The organism is Paenibacillus lupini, assembly GCF_011761355.1.
GTDB lineage: Bacteria > Bacillota > Bacilli > Paenibacillales > Paenibacillaceae > Pristimantibacillus > Pristimantibacillus lupini.
This window is the reverse complement of the sequence record NZ_JAASRW010000005.1, coordinates 472420-497649: the sequence shown is the minus strand read 5'-3', so window position 1 is coordinate 497649 and position 25230 is coordinate 472420. Positions and strand designations below refer to the sequence as shown.

Sequence of the window (25230 nt, the reverse complement as noted above, 5' to 3'; positions counted from 1 at the left end):
ATACTTAGGGTTACAGCCTATTTTATAGGGATAAGTGCCCTTTTTTCGTTCAAAGCATATTGTAGAGTATCATAAAAAGGAGGCACACCATGTTACGCAACCAATCTTTTATGCCACAATCGGCTGTTATGCCTGAGTATCACCAACAAATGCAAACAAACCCGAATCAGGCCAATTGGGGACATCAAATGATACAATCAAGCCCAAATCAGGAAAATTGGAGTCCTCAACTGCAATCAAGCCCTAACCAGGAAAATTTGGGACCTCAAACTGTTAAAGAGCAGCCAGCTCCCCCCAAATATCATTGCTGCGTTGATGTTAGTCAGATGCATCACTTTCCTTACATGTACGACGACTTCCACCACATGCATTACTACCATCCCATGATGGATGACTATCATCCAATGATGCATGACTACCATCCGATGATGCATGACTACCATCCGATGATGCATGACTATCATCCGATGATGCATGACTACCATCCGATGATGCATGACTACCATCCAATGATGCATGACTATCATCCGATGATGCATGATATGTGGGATGAGCACATGCTCTTCGATCATCATCACGATGGATGGGAGCTCGATACATTAGATTATCATCATGCTTGGTTCCATCCTATGATGCATGTTCATCATCACCTGCATTACCCAGTCAATTGCCAGCCAACTGGTGAACTGCAAAAGAAGGCAGAATTTCATCAGCCTGAAGGTTAATATTATAAAAGAGTAGATTGAATGGTAATGACATTCAATCTACTCTTTTATTTCAAAATCATTTATTGTGATAAACTGCCCTCAAGCCGCGAACGACCCCGACAGGGGCCGATCGGGATTTGGATCAAGCTCGTTTGTCTGAGCGGGGTCAATCCATAAAGCTCATTCATGGAATTAACGTCAAATCCAAGCAGCGGACGTCCTTCCATTCCGGATGCACAGGCAGCAAGCAGCAAGCGCTGAACCAACATCCCCGTTTCCATTTGTTGAATCCGATAGCCGCGGTAACCAAGCTCGGCATGATGATGCCCCAGATCGCCCGTCACATGGAAGCTCAGCGGTACCTGGAATAAGTTCACATTATCCAAGGACATCCCATTCTGAAGCCATGGCCTATGATCACCAGCCCTAACAAGCTGCAACGCATGTGCTATATTGTCATATTGATAGGCACCATTACGAATTCCTTCAACGCCATAAAAGCAGCCATATAGTTTTACGCGAGGCATTGGACTGCGGATCGAACCATCCAGATCATTTCGATAGTGATAGGAAATCATAATCTCTTGCAATAGTGCCGCTAAATCCGACTGACTCACTGCTTCTAATACAAATTCATTTTCCGGCGAATATCGCTGCCTGCACACCTCTGCTAAATCATACGTCAGTCTATTTACTTGAGGCAAAGTGTAATTATCGCTTTGATAGACTACCTTTTGCTCCCTTCCTAGCTGTTTAAATGAAAGGGTGGAACCCAGTATGGACGCTTCGTTCAGCTTGGTCAGCATTGGATAGTCCAATACTTTTTTTGAACGCATATAGTGATCGTGCTTAATGATTGGAAGCTCATTGCATAATTCTGCTGACGACATCCGATTTTTATTGCTAATGTCATTGCAGAACCATTCCATGCTTGAATCTACCACAAGCGGAATTACAGCATATACACTTTCCTCTGCTTCAGATAATCCAAGCAAATGGTTGATGGCACGGTCAAGAAACTGAAAGTACACTCCCGCCTCGAAGTCAAAACGCTTCGCCACCTCAAGGAGCTGGCCTATTAACAAACCTGCGTCCAGCCCCTGCAAACGATACGAGAAATTATTGTATTTATAAAAGTTTTTCCAAAATACAGTCGAAACAAAAGCAACCGCGAAGCAGCTTGTTACGTCGCAGCGATTAGCTAAGGCCTTGCCCACATAGGAATCAAATTGACCTTCACGCAATAAAATCAAACGATGATGAGCCGCATCATAATGATAAATCCCATAAGGCAATTCCTCCAGCTTCAAATACAAATAAATTTCGCTCGGATAAAGGCCTCCGCCTGAAGGAACAAATCGTCTGCAAAGCTGCAATGAGCTTTCCCATTCCTCCCCCGTATATTGCTCCATAACAGATTGACTAAGCTGTGCCAGACCGAAGGTGTACCAAAGAAAATACCCGATATCCCGAAGGGTTGGTTTCTCTTGCCCTTGCTTGCCCGTTAGTTCTAGCGGAACATCGGAAGCGAGAGGAAATACAGGCAAATGACGATATAACTTATACGGCAGAGGCGCGTCCTCCCAATCAACCTCCACATCTTGTGGTTTCGTTTTGTCAGGGTCGTATTGCAGTTGGTGCAAAAATGCCTTCAGACTCATTTCTCCTCCTCCTAAGTTCCAGTACAAGGAAAAAAAGCGTACACGAGAAGAAACACCTACGGAAACGGATGCGGATGACAATTAAGTTGTTCTTGTTTAAGCTGCTCCTTTACATAGCCCAGCTCTGCTGGTATTCGCAGTACCCGCTCCAGTCCAGTCAAGCGGACAAGGTGTTGACCAAACGTCATGGGAAGCATGCCGGGAATGAGCACCTTCACACAATGAAGTCCATTTCTCAGCGTCTCTGGGGTTGATTGATTAACAACAATTACCTCCAGATTCAGGTTACTGAAAGTTTTGATCAACATGTTTAATTCATCTTTTAAATCCGCATGCTTCGCCCTTGGTTTAAAAGCTTCTTTAAACGAGAGGACCGGACGATCATTAGCGAGCAGGAAATTCAGACGTTCCTCTGCTTCCTTCAAGCCGTACAACATGGAGTGATCATCCATTTGCCGAACGAGAAAAGGATCATGCAGCATTTGTTGATATTGCCCGCGGTTCTCCTCCAACTTTTCGTTAAACGCAAGCAGCATGCCCGCTATCTCATGAATCGCGCCTTTTGCCGCCCTCACGGGATCAAGATGCGCCCCTGCGGCGCAAATCATATTTATGCCTTGATTTGTTCTGTTTTTGGCAAGCACCCACACGCTTGGAATGCCGTGCTCCATCGTCGAATCGAACACATGCACATCATAACCGAAGACATCGCGCAGTCGCTGGACCATTAAGTTCATTTCAAGATCACCCGTGGAATAGGGATCTAATGGAGCGAGAGGCAGCTGCGCATACCACGTCATTAGAAAAGAATCCCGTTCCACAACCTCCAATATCCCGTAAAATACAGCTTCCTCCAAGCTTCCTCCTATAGCGCAGCCATTCGAGGTTTCATATACAAAGCCGTGACCGCAGCCGGAGCTGTAATAAGCGAGCAGTTCTGGCACGAGGATCGGCTTCTCCCGCAAGAACGAATACCCCCACACCCAATCGATTTTCCTGCTTGGATCAAAGGGTTGAAACGGAAAATCAGGCCGCTCATACTGCGCCTTGTCATGTGTTCCTACTCGAGAGGGGTCCAGCGCAATCTCTGTTAAATGATTGAAACTGTCATGAACCGCTGTCTTCTTCCCTCGCGGCGAGATGCCGCAATAACGTTCCAATCCTTCCAATATCGCTGTCATTTCACTGTCCTCGAAAGAATTCGTGCGCCCCGCGCAGCCTTCATCCCCTGAGAACATCGGTAAAATGATGCTGGCGTCGGCAAATGGCGATATAAGGTCAATCATTTTTCCGTTCAAAAGGCCGCTGCGATTGTCCAGATAATCATGGGAAAGAACCGCCTTCAACTCAACCATTGAACGGGTGCGGTAGCTGTTTTCACTGATTTTCGGGCTGGACTGCAGCTGTATTTGCGAAGCTGTCGCGGTGTCATCCGGTATTTCCCCACATACGGTACACTGCGGATCCGGTAAAAAAAAATGAGCCGAGCTGTTGAGCGTTTGCAAGTGTATGAGCTTAATATGATTTTCAAGATGAGACGTATGACGGATAAGAAAGCTGTGGGCTTCTGCTGCAATAAGATGAGCCATATACAATAGTCCGCTGCGAGAAGACCAAATATCGGGGAAAACTTCTCCATGCATGAACAAATGCTGCAGCTCCCACATGTCCTTTCGATCATTTCCAGCCATTAAACGCCGCAGATCGGCGCATTGCGAGCAGCCTGCCTTCCCATGAACGACAAGCGGACCAATAACGCCTTCACCAAATGCGACAAACCCGCGCAACCACGGAATACCCGATTTCTTGAAAACATCCTCTGCGAAAAGATGAGAGGAAGCATCGTTGCCATCACTAAGCACGAGCGCAAGTTCAGTCGTTTCTGGCAACTCGGAAGCCAGTTCATTCACTCTTACAAGCTGACAACTTGCGGATAAAATATCGTTTACATAGTCCGCAAGCTGACCTACGCCTACAATCGCCACAATAGCGCTCATTCTTCAACCACCTCTCGGAGCGAGACGCCGTATACGCCCGCCAGTCCCTCTCTCAAGAAAGGTTCTGGCGTTAAGTCAAATACGTGCAAACGCTTGTGGATGCGATTTAATTGCTGCACGGCCATCTGCAGAACCTCTCGATGCTCGAATGGATCACATGCGGGTATCGAAATAGAGTCCATACTGGATTCTTTTATATTTACTGCAACATGATGCACTTTCCCCGCAATTAGATCAGCTTTGTTTTGAGCATCAAACAGGGCAGTCATTAATACGCTCCGAAGTGCCCTGGTTACATTGAGATCGGCGGCATCATACCACCGGTCATTCGCATGCAACCATACAATTGGAAAACCTAATACGTCCTTCCCCCGTCCAAACGTTGGTGCCCCTTGCATCGTTGTTAGAGCATTTATATAATAACGGCATCTTTCATCACTTACATCACTCAGCTTCACCGGCGTGATTGACGGTTCTTGAGTCTCATACAGCTTTATCCGTGCATTCATTAAATACTTTTGCAAAGCGCGGCAAACGCCTTCCTGGATCGTCTCGCCCGCGCCTACGCTGACAATCTCATCAAAATTCATATGCGACACGTAAGCCTCGATTCCACGAAGACCCGCTTCCCTTCGTGCCTCTTCATGCTTATAACCATTGCAAATCATTTCAGGAAGAAGAAGCGCTGGGCCAACTGACAGTGGATCAACAGGCTGAACACGGCACTGCGAAAGCGGAAGTTGTCTTAGCTCCCCTTCCTCCCAAATATGGAAAATGCCTGTCTCCGTTGACGTTAGCTGACTGAAGAAAGGCAGCAATTCACTTGAAACTCGTTTCTCTGCATCCGTTCCCGCTTGCAGCTCGATATCTTCGATCCTCTCAATGAATCGGTGACCATGAGCGAATGGATGGGAAAGAAACGAATGCCAATTCCCTTCCAACGTCTCTAAATTAAGTAGAAACAGTTTATTATTTTTCTCTATTTTTGTTACTTCTGCTGCTGTTTTCAACCATTCGAAGACGATTACATTAGCGAGCAGCGCTTCCGCAACAGGCGAAGCCGTATGCAAATCTGTATCCTTATAAATCGCAGAATGATGGACTCTGCGCCATGCTGATTCCCAATCACCCTCCGAGTTAGAATACGAAAGCGGAACCGCTAGACCAGCTTGCTCAAAAATAACTGCCAGCAATAGAACCTTGTTTTTTTGTCGGCAACTTTCATTAAGTAATCTTAGCTCCGGTTCTCCATCTTGATCCGAGACGAACAATACGGCATCATATGGCTCTACGATCGAAGTCCAATCCACAACCGCATTATTCGGCAAGCTGATCTCGTCCACCTTGACCTCTGAATCAAACCTCCGATAATACTGCTCCAGCTCCCAAATCCGTGTTCGATTCGCCGTTTCCATGTTCAAGCCTAGAAAGTGGAATTGCGGCATGCCGGATTCAAATAATGACTTGACAAGAGAAACCAAAAAAGTGCCAGTTCCAACGACAAGCACGCTGGACTGACGATACAATTGAAACCGGAATGCACCTGACCCGTCAAAGCTGTCCAGGAATTCAATTTGTGAATTATATTTCTTAACGATACTCTCTTGCAGCTGATGCGGACGATCCTGGCTTACATCTTGGACATAACCGTTCGCATACAATACTTTTGCAATCTCATAAACATGATTACGGTGTTGTTCTGGTAATCCATCCGTTAAATCATGCATCGTATGCTCACCATTAAATACAGGTATTAACTTTTCTATCCATTGATCAATGGTGCTGCCTTCCATCCGAAATGAACCAATATTGTTGCGGAAAAAGACACTTCCGTCCGAGCTGGGGAGAAAAAAAGTATCGCCTCTCACTTTAAGACGCGTGGAAGGATCCAAATTTCATTCCTCCTTTTTATGAAATCTAACTATTCGTCACATGACTTCCTTAATAAAGGTATGTAAGGCCACTTGTCCGTCATGCCCGCACATGCATAGAAAGACACCTCTGCAAACCAAAAGCGTTTGCAGAGATGTCTTGAACCTGTATTTACATTCAATAGATAACTTTTAACGACAACGGGCACAGCCGCCGCAACGGGCACAGCCACCACCACAACGTGCGCAGCCGCCAAAGCCTCCACATCTAGCACAACCTCCACAACCTCCGCAAGAACAAAATCCGACGCAAAAGCCGATGCAAAAGCCGATACATAGACGCGCATTATTAGGATCCACTTGACCTTGACCCGCATTCGGCTTCATACCGCTCGCTTTAAACGCATCCGTATTCAAATTTTGAAGGTTGTTCTTAAATTCATTCATCTTAGTAAGCCTCCGTTATATGTTCATGTGATGATCACCAGCATCCACAAAGATGCAAATGAGAACAGCCCAAACTGGTCATATGCCGATAATCGTTCATGAGATATACGTATGAAAAAACCTCCGCTAGTGTTACTAGCCCATTCACCTACTTGCCTAGAGTAAAAGTGAAGCACAAAAAAAGGCTGCAAAAAGGTCTAACCTTTTTGTCAGCCTGCCTAGTATTATTATGATTAGCGTCTCTTTTGTTTAGGCTCCTCTTTACATACTTACTTTTTTATAGTATCTTTATTTTAAGATAATCACTAATCAACAACATTCAGATAAAGGGGTGCTTTGATCATGACAACATTTCGTGCAGTAGAAGGCGTATTTCAAGGACCTCCGGTCCATATGGTCGGCGACGGCTTCCGGGTATCCAACTATTTTCCAGGAGGCACGAACTTCGGCCAGCGCTTCAGTCCTTTCATTCTGATGGATTATAATGCGCCGTTCGTATTCCCTCCAAGCACTCAAGTTAAAGGCGTTGGCGCACATCCGCACCGCGGCTTCGAGACGGTAACGATTGCTTATGAAGGGTATGTCGAGCATCATGACAACAAAGGAAACCATGGCATTATCGGCCCCGGCGATGTGCAATGGATGACGGCAGGCTCCGGATTGCTGCACAAGGAGTATCATGAGAAAAGCTTCTCCGAGCGCGGCGGTTTGTTCCAAATGATTCAGCTGTGGGTCAATCTCCCCCGCGCGCACAAAATGCATCCGCCAAAATATCAGGAGCTTCTGAAAACAGATATGGGATATGCCGACCTTCCCGATGACGGCGGCACGGTACGTGTCATCGCCGGCAGCTTTAATGGCGTAACCGGCCCTGCCCAAACCTTCACTTCAGTTAATCTGTTCGATATCTCGTTCAAAGCTGGTGGCAAAGCCAGCTTCGAGCTTCCCGCGACTTACAATACAGCAGCCATGGTACTGAAAGGCAGCGCTGTCATCAATGGAGACAGGGCAGCAGCTGAGGGCGACTTCATTCTCTTCACCAATATGGATGGCGCTATAGAGATTAAAGGCTTAACGGACGATACCGTTGTCATAGTCCTGAGCGGTGAGCCTATTGACGAGCCGGTCTTTCAGCAAGGACCGTTTGTGATGAATAGCCGTCAAGAAGTATTCCAAGCCTTTGTGGACTTCCAGGATGGAAAAATGGGATCTACAGATTTCTAAAACGATGACCGCCGGGCAGATTGCCCGGCTTTTTTCTGCCAGCCTGCCTCATAATAACCAACCCTGCTGTCATATGCATGCTTGAATAGCCTTTAATGAGGAGGGAATGGTATGAACGACTCCAATTCCGGCAGCAATTCCAATGCTTCAAATGCTCCCCCTGACAAGAAGTATGGACAAGAAGAGCCTTTTGCAGTTCCTCAGCCATATCGGCCAAGCGATAACGCCGGAGGTCCTGATCTGGGCCCGCGAGATATTATGCGGGATTTGGAGAATCCCGATATGCTGCGGCCTCCAGTGACCGATAACGGACTTGTGCCGAACCTGAAATTTTCGTTCTCCGATACCCATATGCAGCTCAACCAAGGCGGCTGGTCGCGTGAGATTACAGTACGGGAACTACCAATCGCCACAACACTTGCAGGCGTAAATATGTACCTTACACCTGGCGGTGTACGTGAATTGCATTGGCATCAGCAGTCCGAGTGGGCGTATATGATTTGGGGCAGCGCCAGAATTACTTCCGTTGACCAGGATGGGCGTAACTTTATTGCTGACGTTGCTGCAGGCGATTTGTGGTTTTTCCCAGCAGGATTGCCTCATTCCATTCAAGGGCTGGAGCACGGCTGCGAGTTCCTGCTTGTATTTGACGACGGTAAATTCTCTGATCTGAACACCTTATCGATCTCCGATTGGTTCGCACATACACCAAAGGATGTGTTATGTGCCAATTTTGGCGTTCCAGAGAACGCTTTTGATTCGATTCCAACGGATCAGCTTTATATTTTTCAAGATGAAGTACCTGGATCACTTGAAAGCCAGCAGGTTCACTCTCCATACGGAACCATTCCACAAAGCTTCAAATATCGGCTTCTAGCGCAAACACCTATTGTTACCCCTGGCGGTACGGTACGTATTGCCGATTCAACCAACTTCCACGCTGCAAAGACAATAGCCGCAGCACTTGTTGAGATCAAACCTGGCGGAATGAGAGAGCTTCATTGGCATCCTAATAATGACGAATGGCAGTATTATTTGACCGGACAAGGAAGAATGACTGTATTTGCCGGCAACGGAGCTGCCAGAACATTTGATTATCGGGCTGGGGATGTTGGCTACGTCCCATTTGCATTTGGGCATTACATTCAGAACACTGGTGATCAATCCTTATGGTTCCTTGAAATGTTCAAGAGCGACCGTTTTATGGATGTTTCCCTGAACCAATGGATGGCGCTTACGCCAAAAGATCTTGTGCGGGATAACCTTCATGTTGGACCTGAATTATTGAATGCATTACGTAAGGAAAAGTGGCCAGTCGTCAAGTATCCAGGCAAGTCTTACCTGAAATAGACGAACGTCATACCGGGCGAACGCATAGGATATCCCATTAGACTTTAATCCTTATGTCCTTATAAGAAAGGCGGAGAACTAGTGGCGGTATCCTATATGGATTTCACTTCCCCTAATGTGCAGTTTTGGTATGACGTTAACAAAAATACAACTTTCAAAAAAGACAACCGCAACTTCATCAATACATTGTCGATTGAACAGTTAAATACACTTGGTAACGTATCTTTGCTTGATATTTACCTCAGCAGATCAAATGTTGTTGAGCCGCATATCCATCAGAACGCAACCGAGCTTGTGTATTGTATTTCGGGTTCTGCTGTCGTATCGCTGATCAACCCGTTCACCAAACAATTGCTTAATTTCCCGATTCAACCCGGCCAAGTAGCCAACATCCCGCAAGGCTGGATGCATTACGAAATCGCTACAGTCGATAACACTCATCTGCTTGCAATCTTTGACGCTCCTGTACCCGAATTTATTGGGTTATCCGATATGCTGCGCCTAACCCCACCTGGCGTGTTCGCCCATACTTATTGCCTGAACGAACAGATGGTCAAAGAAACATTAGCGCCAATTACTGAGACAGTCTTCATTGGACCACCTGCCAATTGCCAGCCGCAGCCCATGCCCCGTGAGCAGGAGGAACAGCAGCCCTACCCCCAATTCCCCTATGGACCACAACATCATCCACAGCAATACCCGCAGCCGTATCCGCAGCCATTCGGATTTTTTCAGCAGCCAAACTATTTTTTCTAATATGTGGTGTTAAAAAAGAGTTGTACCACGCCGCTCTCGAGCGGTTTGGTACAACTGTCTCTTTCATTTTAAGCTTTACGCTGACTGCTGCGGGAATACAAAAGCATCTGATGCGCTGATATGCAGGCTGCCTTCCATACCCGCATCCAAATAATCGTCATTTAGGAACGAAATCGGCTGACCATCTGTGGTCTTCGCCAGCACCCTCCAACGTTTACCTTCAAATACACTATGAAGAATATGGACAGGCAGATGATTGGCTTTCGTCGAAGGGATGGACTGCCAAATCGCTGAATCCGGACGGAACAGCAGATCAACAGCCTCTGCTCCTTCCGCTTTCGAATAACCAGGCGAAATACCAACAATCACATGCTCGGCAATTCGAACCGTCGCATGCTCACCATGCCGGACAAGCTTACTCTTTAATCGATTGCCTGCACCAAGCAGCATGGCAGCTGACAAAGTCGCCGGCCGGTCATAACAAACTTGCGGACGATCGATCTGATCAACAGCGCCGGCACGCATAATCATAAGACGATCGGCCATCGCAAACGCTTCGTCTGGATCATGGGTCACATGGAATACTGTCGTACCAAGCTGACGGAACAAGTAAGCCATCTCGGAACGCATCTCGATACGGAGCCTCATGTCCAAATTAGACAATGGTTCATCAAGCAGCAGTAAATCAGGCTTAGTCGCTAACGCTCGCGCAATCGCAACACGCTGCTGCTGACCGCCGGATAATTGCGGCGGAAGCCGATCCTCAAGACCTTCCAGATGCAGCAGAGCAACCAGCTCCGCGATTTGTTCGCGGATTGCGGCTGCAGGGATCTTTTGCCTGCGTAAACCATAAGCAATGTTATCGTAAATCGTCATATGTGGCCATAAAGCATAGTCTTGAAACACCATGTTGATCCCGCGCTTTTCTGGAGGAACTAATCGCGATACCGTTGCCACTGTTGTTCCACGCAGACGGATTTCTCCCTCATCTGGCTGCTGCAACCCTGCGATAAGCTGAAGCAAGGTTGATTTGCCGCAGCCGGAAGGTCCAAGCACACTAATAATTTCGCCCTGCTTGACGGAGAAATTGATGTCCCGCAAAGCCATATGAGAGCCGCCATACGATTTCCCCAGCCGTTCGACTTCTAATATTGTGTTGGTCATTGTTTTACTCGCTTTCTTGAAGGTTTTATGAGCAGCTCCATCACAGCAATAATGAGAATAACAATGCCTCCGCCCGTCAGCGTGGCAGCTGCCGCGTATCCAAACTGTAAATCTTCGAACGCCTTGTTAATGACAACTGGAAGTGTCATGAAGTTAGGCGGATACAAGATGGAGGAGATCGCCAGATCAAACACGCTTGCGCCAAACGCGGCAAGTCCCGCATAGAGAAGCGCTCCTTTAATTAGAGGAACAAGGATGGAAATGATCCGCTGGTGGAAGGAAGCACCCTGCATCTGCGCTGCAGACAATAATTGCCTTGGCACCTTGGCCATCGCTCCAACAACAACCCTCGTAATGACCGGGATAACCCCCGCTACACTAGCCAGGATAAGAATCCATGGCGTGCCGTACAGCAAGAGCCCGATTTTCTCCAGCCATGCTTGATTCCAGATGAAAATGTAGCCGATCCCAAGCACAATTCCTGGCACAGCCAGTGACACAAGCGAAATCACATCAATCGTCTTGCGAAGCTTAAACTGCGAATAGGTCAGAACATATGCGACAAGGAAGCCAACCAGTAGACCAATAACAGCCGCAACTGCAGCAATCTCGAGGGAATGAGCAAGCCCTTCGAGCAAGGTGTCATTATCTCCGCCGAACAAAGCTTTATAATATTCTAGCGTCAGCTCCCGCCCTTTGCCTGCGGATGAACTGCCGGATATAGACGTGAGCAGGTTGGAGCCAAATGGAATACCAATCACAACAGCAAGGAAAACGATATTGCCGATAACGAGATAAATCCCGCCTTTACGCGGCTTCTTCGGTTCTGATCGAGTCGCCCGTGATGATAAGAAATCGTACCGGGATTTGCGCATCGCATACAGCTGAACGCTCATCGCAAGTGCAATTAAGAGTACGAGATAGAAGGATAACGCCCCGGCCATATCGAACCGGATCGGTGATGTATACAGAGCCGAATAAATCGAGTATGGCAATGTCGGAAATCGGAAAATCGTTGCAATCGATGCCGGCAGACCAAAGTCGCCCACGGTATCCATAAAGACAAGCATCGCACCAGAGCAAATAGCTGGAAGCAGCAGCGGAGCTTCAATCGTCCGCCATACCGTCCATCTCGATCCTCCGGATAAACGCGCTGCCTCACTAAGCCGGTCAACTCTCCACTCCAAGGCGGAATAGACCGTCAAATAAGCAAGCGGAAACTTACTAAGTGTCATGACGAAAATAAGTCCAATTGGCTGGAAAATAAACGAGTGCAGACTATGCCAGCCAAACCACTGTGCAGCAAGTCCATCGGCTGATGCAAACATAACCCAGCCTTGTGCTAGTATGAATGATGGTGTAATGATCAGAATCCATACCGCAAAATCCAGCAGCCGTGCACCGCGGAATGCCCAATTGGCACGGGCCATGGCAATGGCTGTCCCAACAATCGTCCCCAGCACCGTAGAGCCTATTCCCAGAGTAACGGAGTTTTTTAATGACACATACCATAGCGGCCGGCGGAACACATCAAGCAGCAGTGATAAATTCCCGAGCTTCAAACGACCAAAAAATACTCCCGGCAGGAGTACTTGGATCACAACAGCAATTAGCGGCAGTAATATAAGTAGGAAAAGGACGGCCAGCACGAGCCAGCCAGTCCGGTTTCCTTGTGATGGGTATCGGAACCTCACGTTATTTTACCGCTTTGTCTGCAAACCATTGTTTAATCTCGCCTTCATGCTCGCCAGCCCAACCCGCTTCTGCCACAACCAGCTTCGCATCTGCCGCACGATCAGCCTTCGCGTTAACTCCTTTTACGGATGGTTCGAAGTAGCTTTCATCACCTTTATCAATCAATGCCTGCTGGGTTGCCGGATCAAGCAGGAATTCAACAAATGCTTTAGCAGCATCCAGATGCTTGGATTCTTTTTGAATCGCCGCTACACGCACCGATGCAGGAGCACCTTCAGCTGGCCAAATAATATCAACCGGCTCACCAGCATTTTTGAGGGTGTAAGCATTACTCTCTTGCAAAGCTGCTGCTTTGATCTCGCCATCAGTTAGTGCTTTTGCTACGTTAGGGTTTTTCGGATACACATGCACATCATTTTTGAGCAGGTTGTCAAAATAGCTTTTGCCTTTATCCATACCTTCCGATTGGAAGAACCATGCTACAAACGGATAAGCTGGTGCTGCTACAGCTGGGTCGGCCATACCTACTGCACCTTTGAATTTGGCATCAAGCAGGTCATCCCATGTTTTTGGAGCGCTGTTTGCATCAAAGGCTTTCGTGTTATACACGATAACGGATGCAGCATGTTCACCTGTTGGGAAGTAAGTGTTGTTAGCTGGAACAAGACCTTTCGCAAAGTCCGTCAAGCCGTCCAGATTGCCTGGTGCCCAGCTGTCCAAAAGCTGTCCGTTTTTGCCCATTTGGTCAATGGTAGGCATCGAGTCCATCCATACAACATCCCAATGCGGATTGCCTTTCTCCGCTTCGATCCGGGAAGCGATTTCTGCCCCATTACCGGAGACGATCTCCAGCTTGTAGCCTGTTTTCTCTTCGAACATTGGTTTTACGATATCATCAAAGTCGTTCAAATACACAACAAGCGGCTCACTCTTGTCTGCTGTATCTGCAGCCGGGCTTTCCGCAGCGGCATCGACCGTTGGCTCCGTGCTTGCTTCTGTAGTTGCAGCAGCATTAGCAGCTGCTGCTGTATTCGCCTCATTATTGCTGTTGTTGCCACATGCCGACAGTGCTGCTGTTGCCATCAGAACACTGACAAGCATAAGACCCTTCATTTTATATCCGTTTACCATTTCTCTTACCCCTCCAGTATCTTCTTCTTTCATTCTCAGATTAACGAGGTTTTGTAAATGGAAGATTAAGCGAATGATAAGATTACATTAAATAACATCTATCCATATTGATAGGTTCATCGAAATTATCTATAGTATGGCAAGAAGAGATGAGGAGATGAACCCCAGATGAATATCCAGCAGCTACGCGTATTTGCACATGCAGCACGTCTATCCACCTTAACAGAGGTAGCCGCTGAGCTTCAGCTCAAGCAGCCAACCGTAAGCTTTCATTTGAAAAAACTAGAGGAAACAATAGGTGTGGAGCTGTTCTATAAACACCCCCGGCAGCTGCGTCTAACCGATGCGGGACAAACGCTGCTTCCTTATGCTAAACGGATCTGTGCTCTGCTGGATGAATCCAGCCAACTGATGAAGGAGCATCGGGAGCAAGGACGTGGACAATTAAAAATAGGCGCCAGTTACACGCCTGCCACGTATTTCCTTCCGCCTTATTTGGCTGCTTTTCAAGCGAGTTATGAGAAAGTGATGCCGCAAATGACGGTAAAGAAAGCCGGAACCGTCATGAAGCTGCTAAAGGAATTCGACATTGATGTCGCGATTGTATCATTAATCGTACGTCCGATGGATGACGTCGAGATTATCCCGCTTGCAGATGATGATCTAAAGCTGGTTCTTCCCTCTAACCATCCGCTCACCTTGCAAGAGCACATTACAATCGAGGATCTTAGAACGCAGTCCTTCCTTTTGCATGAGCATGGCTCGACTTCCAGAGAGCTGTCCGATCTGTGGGCTAGAGAAAACGGGCTGCAATGGCAGGTTGGCATGGAGCTTGGTGCTATTGAGACGATCAAGGAATCTGTCAAACATGGCATTGGTGTTGGTATTCTTCCATGGCGGAGTGTAACAAGAGAAGTAGAGTCAAAGGAGCTTGTCCTTCGCGATTTACCTGGTAAAGTTCAGCAGCGCCATATTTGTCTGGCTTATCGGAAGGAAGATATGATGGCCTATCATGTACGGACATTTATCCAATATATGAAGCTTTCCTGCCTTGACCACTTAACGACTTCCGGTTAATTGTTATTGCTTTCTGACTAAAATCAAGCAAACATTGGAAAACTTGAAAGACACAAGTTAAATGCAGCAGCTTAGGGAGGAATACATCCTTGTCTTTCCTGTCTTCCATCGCTCATCATATCCCGGACTGGATCGTTTTTTGTCAGGCTCTTATTGCGCTCCTCGTACCGATCTTGGCAACAAGGATCTATAAAACGCTTCATTCTTTTGTTGGAACTGGAAAGAACCTTGACACTAATAAGGTCAGTCAAACTTTAGAATCTACGCGTGCCGCCACACCTTTCAGTGGGGATTACCAAACCGATTTACAAGCTATCCTTTCGAAAATTGGCAGCAACAGCGACTTGCATACCAGAGAATTCCCGCTTACAAAGCTGAATGCACGAGGAACACTGTTTTGCGTAGATGGCATGCAAAATGAACGCATTCTTAATATGAAGATGATGGAATTCTTAATGTTTAAGGCAACAGGCGATGTTCTGGCTGAACCGAGCAAAGCTGAGGATTTGCTTCCATTCAGCAGCTTGTCCACTATTTCCGATATCGACAACTTTAATCGCTCTGTACTGTTCGGACATGCTGGTCTACTTATCGAAGGCATGCCGCATGGCCTGCTGATAGAGTTTCCAAACGGGGCTAACCGCTCGATTGATGAGCCTGTCTCTGAAGCGTTGATTCGAGGTCCAAGACTTGGTTTCTCCGAGGTATTAAGCGAAAATACGTCTATGCTGCGCCGCCAAGGTTTCAGTGACCAATTGGAAATGAAAAGCTATCTCGTAGGTACTCGCTTACAGAAGGATCTTGTAATTGCCTACATGAAGGATATCGTTAATCCTGATCTGCTTCAGGAGGTTCAGACTCGAGTCAACAACCTGAATTCAGACTTCCTTGCCGATTCCGGTTACATTGAACAATTAATCGAAGATAACTATTTAAGCCCTTTTCAACAGGTTCAGAATACAGAACGTCCCGACCGTGTTATCAATGCTTTGCTCGAAGGACGAATTGCTATTTTGCTGGACGGGACACCTTTTGCTTTAATCGTTCCCGTTACCTTCAGCATGCTTTTACAAACACCCGAGGATTATTATGAGCGATGGATTCCAGGCTCACTGCTGCGGATGCTGCGTTTTGGCGCTGCCTTCGTGGCCTTAATGGGCCCTGCGCTCTATATTTCGTTGATCGCCTTTCACCCCGGTCTGATTCCGACGGAACTAGCAATATCCATTATTGAGACAAGGCAAGGCGTTCCATTTCCCGCGCTGATTGAAGTTCTCATCCTTGAAGTTTCAATTGAAATATTGCGGGAGGCGGGGATTCGATTGCCGAAGCCAATTGGACCTGCCATGGGCATTGTCGGCGGCCTCATTATCGGCGACGCCGCCGTTCAAGCAGGCATTGTTAGTCCCTTCCTCGTCATCGTTGTAGCGGTAACAGCAATCTCTTCCTTTTCGATTCCAACTTACAGCGCTGGAGTCACCCTTCGCCTCCTGCGATTTGTAAGTATGATGTTCGCAGCGTTCCTCGGGATGTTCGGAACGATCCTGTTCTTCTTGTTATTGTGCAGTCACCTGACCAAATTAAAGAGCTTTGGTGTTCCTTATCTAACTCCAGCATCTCCATTTCGGGCAACGGACTGGAAGGATCTCTTTTTCCGTGCCCCTCTCTCCCTGATGAAGCGAAGACCGGCTATGCTGAAGACAAAGGACAGCAAACGAAAATCATAATAATCACGTTAGGAGGATCACCTTGTTCAATCGTACAGATGATAAAATCACGACTTCACAAGCTGGTGTCTTCCTAACGAATACGGTGCTTGGCGCCGGAATTCTCACCATGCCACGCAGCATTACCCAAGATATGAAGACTCCTGATTCTTGGCTCACTATTTTGCTCGGCGGTATAATCGTCATGCTTGCCATACTGCTTATGGTCAAATTATCTCAACAGTTTCCGGGACAAACAGTCTTTCAGTATGCAGGCAGAATTGCCGGGAAGTTTCCCAGCAAAGTACTGTGTCTGTTGCTAGTTGTTTATTTTATTCTGATCGCAGGCTTTGAGATCCGATCTCTCGCAGAGGTTACACTGTTTTTTCTGCTGGAAGGTACGCCAATCTGGGCTGTTATTCTGCCATTTATTTGGGTAGGTACTTATCTGGTCTTAGGTGGTATTAATTCTATCGCCCGGGTTTTTCAAATCATTTTCCCGATCACTATATTGGTGCTGCTCGCTTCTTACGGATTTAGCCTTCGTTTATTCGATATTAACAATTTGCGCCCTGTTCTTGGCAGCGGCGTCCTCCCGGTCCTTCATGGCTTAAAGTCATCTGTTCTGGTATATACAGGCTGCGAGGTTGTCATGACACTTGTTGCCTTTATGCAGCATCCCCACCAGGCAGTCAAAGCGATGATGGGAGGTATTGCGATACCGTTCGCCCTTTATTTTCTGACGATCGTCTTCGTAATTGGAGGTCTCACCGCAGATGCCGTAATCACCAGCACCTGGCCAACTATAGACTTAATTAGGAGCTTTGAATATACTGGTTTTTTTGTGGAGCGATTGGAGTTTCCGTTAATGGTGATTTGGCTGATGCAAATGTTCTGCAATTTCTGCAGTTTCTTTTTCCAAGCCTCTCTCGGGGTATCTCAATTATTTAAATTCTCCATTACTTCTGTCATCTATGTTATGGTTCCATTGATCTTCCTCGCGGCTATGGTTCCCAAAAGTATTCAAGATGTATTTGCCCTCGGTGATGCTATAGGTACCATGGGACTAACACTATTTCTGCTGCTGCCGGTTCTGCTCTCGTTCATCTGGATCATACGAAAAAAGGGATTAAAACAACATGTATAGATCATATAAAATGATATTTTTGTATCTTCTCCTTCCTTTCGTATTGACCGGCTGTTGGAGCAGTAAAGAAATCGAAGATCTTGCGATGTACACCGGCATGGCACTTGATATTGGACAGCCAGCTCCTATCGAGGAGGAATTCGAAGCGAAAGGCGCGGAGTATTCCAAGCACAACAAGGTAATGACCACCATCCAGATTGTTCCGATGAAAACCGTAGGCACAAAAGACAAAAATAATACAGGTAGTACAAAAAAACCTTATCTAAATGTCTCTGGCAGTGGTGATTCCATACTGGAAATTTTCCGCCAGTTCTCCATCCGTCTCGACCGGCCAATTATCGGACACCATCTTAAGGTCATTGTCATCTCCTCTAAATTGCTAAGAAAGCAAACAATCGAGCAGATGTCTGACTTTGTCCTGCGCGACAACGATATTCGTCCCAGTACCAAAGTGTATATCAGTCAGGGAGATGCCAAGGAAACACTTGAATCTAGTGAACCCAATGAAATACCTTCATTTCATATTACAGGCATGTACCGAAATCAAATGAGAACCAGCAAAGTGCTTGATTTCGTTACTCTATCCAAACTAGATGCATTGATGAAAACTAAAAGAAGCTTTGTTCTGCAGAACCTTGTGTCAGGAGGTGGGCAAATCGAATTTTCCGGGGCTGGCATCATCAAAGGATCTTCCGGTCATTGGATCGGAAACTTAAATCAGGAAGATGCGGAATGTCTAGCTTGGATTACTAACAAAGGGAAAGCCGGAGCGATTAAAGCCTACGACTGGGACAACCAGCCGTTAACTTACGAAATCAAATCTATAAAAAGTAAAATTAGCCCCCATGTGGATGAAGGAAAAATATCCTTTAAGGTACATCTCGCTGTGGAAGGACGCCTCATTGAAACCTGGAACAAAAACAACATTCCTTCAACAAATTACTATGCGGAGAAAACCAGTAAGATCATTGAAGAGAAATTTGCCAAAATGGTACAAGCACTAATGAATAAGCTGCAATCCAAATATAAAGTAGATGTTGCCGGATTCGGTAATCGGCTTGCTATTGTGTATCCTTCCGTCTGGAAGCAGGTGGAGGATGATTGGGATGATACGTTCAGCCGTTCAGAGGTTAACTTCACCTACGATATAAGTGTTACGGATTTTGGTTCCATTACTGAAACAGAATAAGCTGTTTACAAAAAAAGCCGCCTGCTGTCATCCTCACATCAGACAGTAGGCGGCTTTCCCCATGATACTAATTTCCCAATTGATAGCTTACAAAAGCAAGCTGCTTGCTGTCTGGTGACCAGGAGTTCACATTGATTGTCCCTTGCCCGCCAAACAGCTGGACAAGCGTCCGATATTCGCCGCCACCACTTGGCATAAGTCGGATCTCCACATGCTTGTTCGCCGGGTGATCACCTGGTTCAACATCGCCTTTGCGGTATGTAATATACGCTACGGTCTGACCATCAGGAGATACATGTGGGAACCAGCTGTTGCTCTCATCAAACGTCATTTGTGTCTGCTCGCTGCCATCTGCCTTCATCCGCCATACCTGCATCAGACCCGTTCTAACCGAGTTGAACCAGATATATTCGCCATCCGGCGAATATTCTGGACCATCATCAAGACCAGGCGTATTCGTCAGCTGTACTTCTTCGCCGCCAATCGCCGGAATTGTATAGATATCATATTGGCCTTTTCGTTCCGCACAATAAGCAAGTGTACGTCCATCAGGCGACCAACCATGCAGATAGCTAGGTCCCATTGGCGTAACCAATACAGGATCTCCACCCTCTAGAGGGAAAATATAAATACGAGACTGTCCATCTTCCTTCGTATGATGGCTCACAGCCAGTTCCGAGTTATCAGGAGAGAGGACATGATCGTTATTGCAATGAACAGCAAATGAAGAATAAATCTCTTTACTTTCACCTGAAACCATATCAAAACTATAGATCCGGCCCTTGCTGTTATAAATAAGTGTCTTGCCATCGCTTGTCCAGTTAGGTGCTTCAATCAAATAATCAAATTGCGCCAGATTGCGGCGCTCGCCTGACTCTACATTCACTGTCTCAAGAAAGCTGGTGATGCCTGCCGTTTCGGCCATGAACATTACTCCTTTATGTACGATTCGTTATTCTACCTTTGCGCCAAGCGATCTTAGCAGCATAATTGCCTGAGCAGTGTCCATCCGTGCGCCTTTCACATTAAGGACATGCACAGGGATGCCTTCCAGCTCTGCCCCTCGCAGATCCGCTCCGCTCAGATTGGTTTGCGTCAAGTTCGCACGTGTGAAGTCACATTTGCGCAGATCGGCTTTTTCAAGTGAAGCACCCATAAGATCCGACTCTACGAAACGAACCTCTTTCAAATTTTGCTTATCCAATTTAACATGCCTTAAGTTCGTATACGACCAATCACCTTGTACAATCGTAATCCCATTCAATTCTGCGCCTGAGAAGTCAGAGCCTGTCATTTTACAAAAGGAAAACTTGGATACGAACAGATTCGCATGTTCAAAGCGGCAGTTCATAAAGGCCGACTCCGTATGAATAGAAGCATTAAGCGAGGCGCCGTGGAAATCACATTCCATAAACCTGCAGCCCGATGTTGTAACTTCCTCCAAGGAGGTATTGATGAATTTGCACTTGGTAAATGTACAGCGGGTCAGCTCGGCTTCCCTAAAGTCTTGTCCACTGAAATCAATACCTTCGAATTGTTCGTCCGTATAAGTCAACATAGATCGCACCTCCTGCTCGTTGATAGGTTAACGATTGGAGAGAGAATTGTCAATCTAAGTGCCGCAATGGAGCGAGAAAAAGAACCCGCAGCCTCCAAGGAAGCAGCGGGTTCTTTTATAGAAATCTAATTGGCCCGAGGCCGACGGTTATAGCCGATCTCATCGTAAGGTTGAAGCTTCTCGATCCATAGCTCAAGGAGTGCGTCGACTTCCGCCTGATATTTTTTCAATTCGGAACGGTCGTTCAAATGCTCTTCGCGTGGCTTGATTGAATCCAACTCTTCAAATACAAAACAGCTGGCACCATATTTGTTCCAATCCTGTTGTAATTCAAATACGGTGTTCGTATTCGTCTGCTGCATAAAGGCCAGTCTGTTTTTCGCCCCATCCAGATCCATACTGCCTAATACTAGTATTTTGCCGTTCTCTACATTCCGAATCTGATAAACGCCCATCCGTCGAAAAGATTGCGAATAGGCTGTTCCTAGTTCTCTCTTTCGCTGCTTTTCCATTGTTTGATCATCTCCTCCATACTTATTTACTAATTTACTAAATAAGTAACGAATTCAAAGATAGCATATGCCCTAGCTATGCGTCAACCACGACAAAAAAGCCTGGCCCGGCTAACGAATCTACATAATGCTATTTGCTCAAAATCGATACGCTTGAATTTGTAACGAATCCTCATAACACTATTCTCCACTTATTCCCATCATTTTGCCACCAACAAGCCAAATAGCGTTATCAGGATTCGTTAGATTCGTGAGGCAGATGTTTTTCGCTAAATAAGCATCTCACGATTCGTTAGCATGGCCACGACAATAATTAAAAGCGCCGGGATGTCATGTTCATCCCAGCGCTTTCCTTATTGTTAAGCCGTTAACTTAATAATCCTCAACGACGCACTAGCAATTGGCTGGTCTGCCACTCCGCCAAACGGCGGATATTGGATGACCGCGCTTATATTAATCGCGACTTGTGTACTGGTTGGTGGTATAAGAGCACGAAGCTCCACTACATCACCAGCAGCTAACCGTGCAATGGCAGTCGCCCCTACATTATTAACTTGCTGACCATCTGTGACAGCAAGCCCTGAAGTGGTCGCCGGATGTAACACCCCGTTAATAAAAATCCCAAATGCACAATGGGTTGGCGGCGGCAGAAAGGAAACGCTCCAATCTGTTGTATAATCGCCTGCGGTCGGTACCGTCAGGGACGTAGCCGTAGCTATAATCCCACCTGCAATTACGGATGACGGCTGATCAAATTGATTAAACCGAACAGCCTGACCATTGACTAACGTTTGTGCCGCGTTGTCATACAAGTTGGCATAAGCAGGCGAGAATGCTCCCGCCGGTCCTTGCTCTCCTTGAGGTCCTTGAGCTCCTGTCGGGCCTTGTATACCCTGCACACCTTGCGGCCCCACTGGACCTTGAATACCTGTTGGCCCCTGCGGACCTGTAGGCCCCTGATTTCCAAAAATATTAATCGTATTATTAATTTGATTGATTATTGTATTAAACGTATTTTGCTGCACAGTCGTTAAGTTAACGGTCTCCATGATAATAAACAGCTCATTAATAATAAGTTGCTGTTCAATAACCTTATCAATGATAGACACTTCTATTCTTCTAAGCAGATCAATGAAATCTCCAATCAGCTTCAGAAGCAGCTTTTTGCGGCACATTCCGGATTTCCCTACAAAGTCCATCAGCCGGATATGTTGCATCATTAAGCCATGATTGTGCTCGGAATCCATGTGTGTAAGCGCAGTAGGAAGCTCATTATTGATGCCTTCCAAGATACTAATTAAACGTGCAAACTCAGCATCCGTCATCCTAATTCTGCAAGGTTTTCTTTTATGACGGCAAATAATCTTGCGTTTACAATGCTTATGCTTTTTAGATTTCCGGGTTACGGCTGTCAAACCTGCACCTCCATGGTCGTTGTCCCGTTAATCTATGTCGGACAAGAGCCTCATGGTATATGCACTTGTCATGCTTGGCTTAAAAAGGGCTATTCTCACAAAAAAGCCGTGTAAATGAAAAATCCATTTACACGGCTTTATCCAATTAACGAGCTTCGGCGAATCTTTTGATAGCATCCATATAATCGGATTCCGGATAGCTTGCTTTCGCATGCTCATATCCCCGATTTCCTGCTGTCCAATTACAGGTAAACACCAAACGTGTTGCCTCCCCTTCAGGTATGAGCTTAAAGGTCATATCGCAATAGGTCGTCTCATGATCGGGATCATAAGCTGGTGCAGCATGCTGCTCATAAGCGAATTCCACATTTGGCTCATAGTGGCGGACAAAACCGTACACATGAAGAGTATTATCCCCATCTGCACCTTGACCTCTGAACTCAATACGTGCTCCTGGCTCAAACGTGGATTCGATTGAACAGCCAAACAAGGTTTCTCTTGTTCCTTCTGAAGTCGTAATGGCTGCCCATACACGATCTATTGGAGCCTGTATGAGACTTTCAAATGTAAGCTGATTACGATCTAATTGAACGTCTTGCATTCTATCACATCCCAACATAGGAATACACTCCAGCCTAGCATAACATGAGGAATATGGTAATTCATACAAATTTCTTATTGCTCTAGCAGACGTAGCAACAGCACTGCTGCTTCGGCACGTGTAGCTGTCCCGTTTGGAACAAATAGACTTGAAACATAATGTCTCAAGTCCTTAATAAATTCCCCCGCCAAGACGGGTATTGAGAATGCCATCCATAAAAGTTTACTGCGGCTGCTCCGTAACTGAACCTTTCCGTTTGATCTTAAATAATAGGCGCAGAATAGGCGGTACCGCAAAGAAGATAAAGAAAGTCCGGAACAATTGATACCCCGATACCATCGACAGATCGGCATCAATCTCGTGTGCCAATATCCCCATCTGGTCCATTCCTCCAGGTGCAAGGCTAAGCAAAGCCGTTGATCTTGAGACTGGGTGTAGGACAGTAAGCAGCTCACTAACTCCCCAAGCAAAGATCATGAGGACCAACCCGCTTCCAATAGCAAAAGAAAACGTCCTTACCTTCCGCTGAAGCTTGCCTGGCTTAAGTAATAAACCAACATACGTACCAATCATCAGCTGTGCCGCACTGATTAGACCCGCAGGAAGTGCTGGACCATGCAGGCCCGCGCCTTGCAGAGCAGCTGTAGCAATGGCTGGTCCAAGCAGGTACGCAGTAGGGAAATTGATCCGGTTACCAGCTACCGCACATATCACACAAATTGGAGCAAAGATAAGAATATTGGGGAACAAGTCCGCCCAATTGGCCTGGTTGGTTGTGAGTGACACCGCTGCTGCTGCTGCTGCATCATGCACCTGACCAAAGATCGGACTGAACACAAGCAGCGGAATACCAATGACAATAATCATCAGCCTGACCACCTGCGTAACCGTAACAACTGTCAGATTAACGCCTTTCGTCTCCTCCGCTAATGCAAGCACCTGCGATAATCCTCCAGGTATGGCGCCAAGTAAGGCGGTTTTGAAATCCGTATCCGACAGCTTGGATACTGCAAAAGCGATACTTCCGCATAACAGCAGCAAGATGATCGTCATCAGACACATCGTAGGCAGCTGATGTCCCATTTCTTTCAGAGCTGCCCCTGTCATCGAAAGACCAATCGTATAACCAACAATAATCATACCGGAATTACGAATTTGTCCGGGCCACCTATATTTGCCCTTCCATACATTTGATCCGATTAACACGGCTATCATTGGCCCAAGGAGCCACGGAATCGGTGTATGAAGAAGACTAAAGATCACTCCGCCGCCAACTGCTGTTACAAGTGTCACTATAAATTTGAATCCATTTGAGTCCACCGTCATTTGCCTGCCTATCGTTATTAATTTCCTTATTTGTTAATCATACAGGAAAGTAAGGACACCTGCATAATCGGACAAAGTATCCTTCGTGACATCAAGCTCACGAACTTCCTGCGTCTTAACGCATGCAGCCGCCGTAAATTTCTCAACCTTTTCGAACATCAGCTTACCTGGGAGTCCCAGCGCTTTCGTCCGGTAATGCATTGGAATCGCGATTGTCGGCTGAAGCTGACGCATCACCTCGGCGGCTTCAACTCCACCTAATACCATTTTACCTCCTGCTGGAACCATCAGAATATCTACCTTACCAATCTGACGCACTTGTTCTTCAGTCAGCAGATGTCCAAGATCCCCACAATGGCATACGGTCACATCTCCTGCCTTAATAACAAAGACGATATTAGGTCCACGCTTCTTGCCGCCTGCCTTATCGTGAAAGGTTGCAATCCCTTTAATGGATACCTCTTTTTTCTTATATTCCCTTGGCTGATTAACGAGCATATATTCACCGGACGCTACCTGAATCTGATTATGATCCTTATGATTATGTGTCACAATAACAATATCCGATTCAATACCTTTAGGCATGCGATAGCCAAGAAGGCGCCCGTAAGGATCGATTAATACACGTGTTCCTTCGTCTGTTGTCAGTAAGAAAGAAGATTGCCCATACCATTTAATTTTCATTTCTCTCACCTT

General features: G+C 46.4%; 22 protein-coding genes. 8 read left to right on the top strand and 14 right to left on the bottom strand.

The window, feature by feature from the left end; genetic code table 11:
• The first annotated feature begins 89 nt into the window (after window positions 1-89).
• Window positions 90-725, top strand: coding sequence for a hypothetical protein (locus FHS17_RS18690; protein WP_167279933.1), 636 nt, complete (start codon window positions 90-92; stop codon window positions 723-725).
• Between the two features lie 62 nt (window positions 726-787).
• On the opposite strand, the gene FHS17_RS18685 is transcribed toward FHS17_RS18690, so the two are convergent.
• From FHS17_RS18685 to FHS17_RS18670, 4 genes are read right to left on the bottom strand one after another with little or no spacing between them, the layout of a single operon-like run.
• Window positions 788-2368, bottom strand: coding sequence for a SagB family peptide dehydrogenase (locus FHS17_RS18685; protein ID WP_167279932.1), 1581 nt, complete (start codon window positions 2366-2368; stop codon window positions 788-790).
• 56 nt (window positions 2369-2424) lie between these two features.
• Window positions 2425-4365, bottom strand: coding sequence for a TOMM precursor leader peptide-binding protein (locus tag FHS17_RS18680; protein WP_167279931.1), 1941 nt, complete (start codon window positions 4363-4365; stop codon window positions 2425-2427).
• A complete protein-coding gene (locus FHS17_RS18675; RefSeq protein WP_167279930.1) occupies window positions 4362-6257 on the bottom strand; it encodes a putative thiazole-containing bacteriocin maturation protein in 1896 nt (631 codons plus the stop codon). The genes FHS17_RS18680 and FHS17_RS18675 overlap by 4 nt, the downstream gene beginning before the upstream one ends.
• Window positions 6258-6286: 29 nt before the next feature.
• Window positions 6287-6583, bottom strand: coding sequence for a hypothetical protein (locus tag FHS17_RS18670; protein ID WP_167279929.1), 297 nt, complete (start codon window positions 6581-6583; stop codon window positions 6287-6289).
• A 442-nt stretch (window positions 6584-7025) separates the two neighbouring features.
• On the opposite strand from FHS17_RS18670, the gene FHS17_RS18665 reads away from it, so the two are divergent.
• The 3 genes from FHS17_RS18665 (at window position 7026) to FHS17_RS18655 (ending at window position 10013) form a co-directional block, all read left to right on the top strand.
• Window positions 7026-7907, top strand: a complete 882-nt coding sequence (locus tag FHS17_RS18665) for a pirin family protein (protein ID WP_167279928.1) — start codon at window positions 7026-7028, stop codon at window positions 7905-7907.
• A 111-nt stretch (window positions 7908-8018) separates the two neighbouring features.
• On the top strand, window positions 8019-9257 hold the full coding sequence (locus FHS17_RS18660; protein WP_167279927.1) for an oxalate decarboxylase family bicupin: 1239 nt from the start codon (window positions 8019-8021) through the stop codon (window positions 9255-9257).
• A gap of 81 nt (window positions 9258-9338) precedes the next feature.
• Window positions 9339-10013 (top strand): cupin domain-containing protein, encoded by a 675-nt coding sequence (locus tag FHS17_RS18655; protein ID WP_167279926.1) that lies wholly within the window; start codon window positions 9339-9341, stop codon window positions 10011-10013.
• A 75-nt stretch (window positions 10014-10088) separates the two neighbouring features.
• On the opposite strand, the gene FHS17_RS18650 is transcribed toward FHS17_RS18655, so the two are convergent.
• Genes FHS17_RS18650 through FHS17_RS18640 form a run of 3 tightly spaced genes read right to left on the bottom strand, consistent with a single transcriptional unit; the run spans window position 10089 to window position 14003 of the window.
• Window positions 10089-11177 carry an ABC transporter ATP-binding protein gene (locus tag FHS17_RS18650; RefSeq protein WP_167279925.1) on the bottom strand — a complete coding sequence of 363 codons (1089 nt, stop codon included), beginning with the start codon at window positions 11175-11177 and terminating at the stop codon, window positions 10089-10091.
• A complete protein-coding gene (locus FHS17_RS18645; RefSeq protein ID WP_167279924.1) occupies window positions 11174-12871 on the bottom strand; it encodes an ABC transporter permease subunit in 1698 nt (565 codons plus the stop codon). Before FHS17_RS18645 ends, FHS17_RS18650 begins: the two co-directional genes overlap by 4 nt.
• 1 nt (window position 12872) lies before the next feature.
• A complete protein-coding gene (locus FHS17_RS18640; protein ID WP_167279923.1) occupies window positions 12873-14003 on the bottom strand; it encodes an ABC transporter substrate-binding protein in 1131 nt (376 codons plus the stop codon).
• Between the two features lie 168 nt (window positions 14004-14171).
• Here FHS17_RS18640 and FHS17_RS18635 point away from each other — a divergent pair, with 168 nt between their 5' ends.
• The 4 genes from FHS17_RS18635 to FHS17_RS18620 all read left to right on the top strand — a co-directional run bounded on the left by FHS17_RS18635 (window position 14172) and on the right by FHS17_RS18620 (window position 19122).
• Window positions 14172-15080: a LysR family transcriptional regulator gene (locus tag FHS17_RS18635; protein ID WP_167279922.1), complete on the top strand. Its 909-nt coding sequence runs from the start codon at window positions 14172-14174 to the stop codon at window positions 15078-15080.
• 98 nt (window positions 15081-15178) lie between these two features.
• The gene (locus tag FHS17_RS18630; protein WP_167280078.1) at window positions 15179-16807 is read left to right on the top strand and encodes a spore germination protein; all 1629 of its coding nucleotides are present in this window, start codon (window positions 15179-15181) and stop codon (window positions 16805-16807) included.
• A gap of 22 nt (window positions 16808-16829) precedes the next feature.
• Entirely contained in the window at window positions 16830-17933 is a 1104-nt protein-coding gene (locus FHS17_RS18625) for a GerAB/ArcD/ProY family transporter (protein WP_167279921.1), read from the top strand.
• Window positions 17926-19122: a Ger(x)C family spore germination protein gene (locus FHS17_RS18620; protein WP_167279920.1), complete on the top strand. Its 1197-nt coding sequence runs from the start codon at window positions 17926-17928 to the stop codon at window positions 19120-19122. Before FHS17_RS18625 ends, FHS17_RS18620 begins: the two co-directional genes overlap by 8 nt.
• A 67-nt stretch (window positions 19123-19189) precedes the next feature.
• Here the strand turns inward: FHS17_RS18620 and FHS17_RS18615 are convergent, their stop codons facing one another.
• The 7 genes from FHS17_RS18615 to FHS17_RS18585 all read right to left on the bottom strand — a co-directional run bounded on the left by FHS17_RS18615 (window position 19190) and on the right by FHS17_RS18585 (window position 25218).
• Window positions 19190-20047, bottom strand: a complete 858-nt coding sequence (locus FHS17_RS18615) for a TolB family protein (protein WP_167279919.1) — start codon at window positions 20045-20047, stop codon at window positions 19190-19192.
• A 27-nt stretch (window positions 20048-20074) separates the two neighbouring features.
• The gene (locus FHS17_RS18610; RefSeq protein ID WP_167279918.1) at window positions 20075-20680 is read right to left on the bottom strand and encodes a pentapeptide repeat-containing protein; all 606 of its coding nucleotides are present in this window, start codon (window positions 20678-20680) and stop codon (window positions 20075-20077) included.
• Window positions 20681-20805: 125 nt separating this feature from the next.
• The gene (locus tag FHS17_RS18605) at window positions 20806-21192 is read right to left on the bottom strand and encodes a GIY-YIG nuclease family protein (RefSeq protein WP_167279917.1); all 387 of its coding nucleotides are present in this window, start codon (window positions 21190-21192) and stop codon (window positions 20806-20808) included.
• 359 nt (window positions 21193-21551) lie between these two features.
• Window positions 21552-22517, bottom strand: a complete 966-nt coding sequence (locus FHS17_RS30920) for a hypothetical protein (RefSeq protein WP_279590368.1) — start codon at window positions 22515-22517, stop codon at window positions 21552-21554.
• Between the two features lie 235 nt (window positions 22518-22752).
• The gene (locus FHS17_RS18595) at window positions 22753-23208 is read right to left on the bottom strand and encodes an SRPBCC domain-containing protein (RefSeq protein WP_167279916.1); all 456 of its coding nucleotides are present in this window, start codon (window positions 23206-23208) and stop codon (window positions 22753-22755) included.
• Window positions 23209-23430: 222 nt separating this feature from the next.
• Entirely contained in the window at window positions 23431-24534 is a 1104-nt protein-coding gene (locus FHS17_RS18590; RefSeq protein WP_167279915.1) for an AbrB family transcriptional regulator, read from the bottom strand.
• Window positions 24535-24567: 33 nt separating this feature from the next.
• A complete protein-coding gene (locus tag FHS17_RS18585; protein WP_167279914.1) occupies window positions 24568-25218 on the bottom strand; it encodes an MBL fold metallo-hydrolase in 651 nt (216 codons plus the stop codon).
• Window positions 25219-25230: the final 12 nt, after the last annotated feature.

Bases quoted from the DNA above. Each gene is read 5' to 3' on its own strand.
- FHS17_RS18690 (WP_167279933.1), top strand. From the start codon at position 90: ATGTTACGCAACCAATCTTTTATGCCACAATCGGCTGTTATGCCTGAG.
- FHS17_RS18685 (WP_167279932.1), bottom strand. From the start codon at position 2,368: ATGAGTCTGAAGGCATTTTTGCACCAACTGCAATACGACCCTGACAAA.
- FHS17_RS18680 (WP_167279931.1), bottom strand. From the start codon at position 4,365: ATGAGCGCTATTGTGGCGATTGTAGGCGTAGGTCAGCTTGCGGACTAT.
- FHS17_RS18670 (WP_167279929.1), bottom strand. From the start codon at position 6,583: ATGCGCGTCTATGTATCGGCTTTTGCATCGGCTTTTGCGTCGGATTTT.
- FHS17_RS18665 (WP_167279928.1), top strand. From the start codon at position 7,026: ATGACAACATTTCGTGCAGTAGAAGGCGTATTTCAAGGACCTCCGGTC.
- FHS17_RS18660 (WP_167279927.1), top strand. From the start codon at position 8,019: ATGAACGACTCCAATTCCGGCAGCAATTCCAATGCTTCAAATGCTCCC.
- FHS17_RS18650 (WP_167279925.1), bottom strand. From the start codon at position 11,177: ATGACCAACACAATATTAGAAGTCGAACGGCTGGGGAAATCGTATGGC.
- FHS17_RS18640 (WP_167279923.1), bottom strand. From the start codon at position 14,003: ATGGTAAACGGATATAAAATGAAGGGTCTTATGCTTGTCAGTGTTCTG.
- FHS17_RS18635 (WP_167279922.1), top strand. From the start codon at position 14,172: ATGAATATCCAGCAGCTACGCGTATTTGCACATGCAGCACGTCTATCC.
- FHS17_RS18620 (WP_167279920.1), top strand. From the start codon at position 17,926: ATGTATAGATCATATAAAATGATATTTTTGTATCTTCTCCTTCCTTTC.
- FHS17_RS18615 (WP_167279919.1), bottom strand. From the start codon at position 20,047: ATGGCCGAAACGGCAGGCATCACCAGCTTTCTTGAGACAGTGAATGTA.
- FHS17_RS18610 (WP_167279918.1), bottom strand. From the start codon at position 20,680: ATGTTGACTTATACGGACGAACAATTCGAAGGTATTGATTTCAGTGGA.
- FHS17_RS18605 (WP_167279917.1), bottom strand. From the start codon at position 21,192: ATGGAAAAGCAGCGAAAGAGAGAACTAGGAACAGCCTATTCGCAATCT.
- FHS17_RS30920 (WP_279590368.1), bottom strand. From the start codon at position 22,517: ATGACGGATGCTGAGTTTGCACGTTTAATTAGTATCTTGGAAGGCATC.
- FHS17_RS18595 (WP_167279916.1), bottom strand. From the start codon at position 23,208: ATGCAAGACGTTCAATTAGATCGTAATCAGCTTACATTTGAAAGTCTC.
- FHS17_RS18590 (WP_167279915.1), bottom strand. From the start codon at position 24,534: ATGACGGTGGACTCAAATGGATTCAAATTTATAGTGACACTTGTAACA.
- FHS17_RS18585 (WP_167279914.1), bottom strand. From the start codon at position 25,218: ATGAAAATTAAATGGTATGGGCAATCTTCTTTCTTACTGACAACAGAC.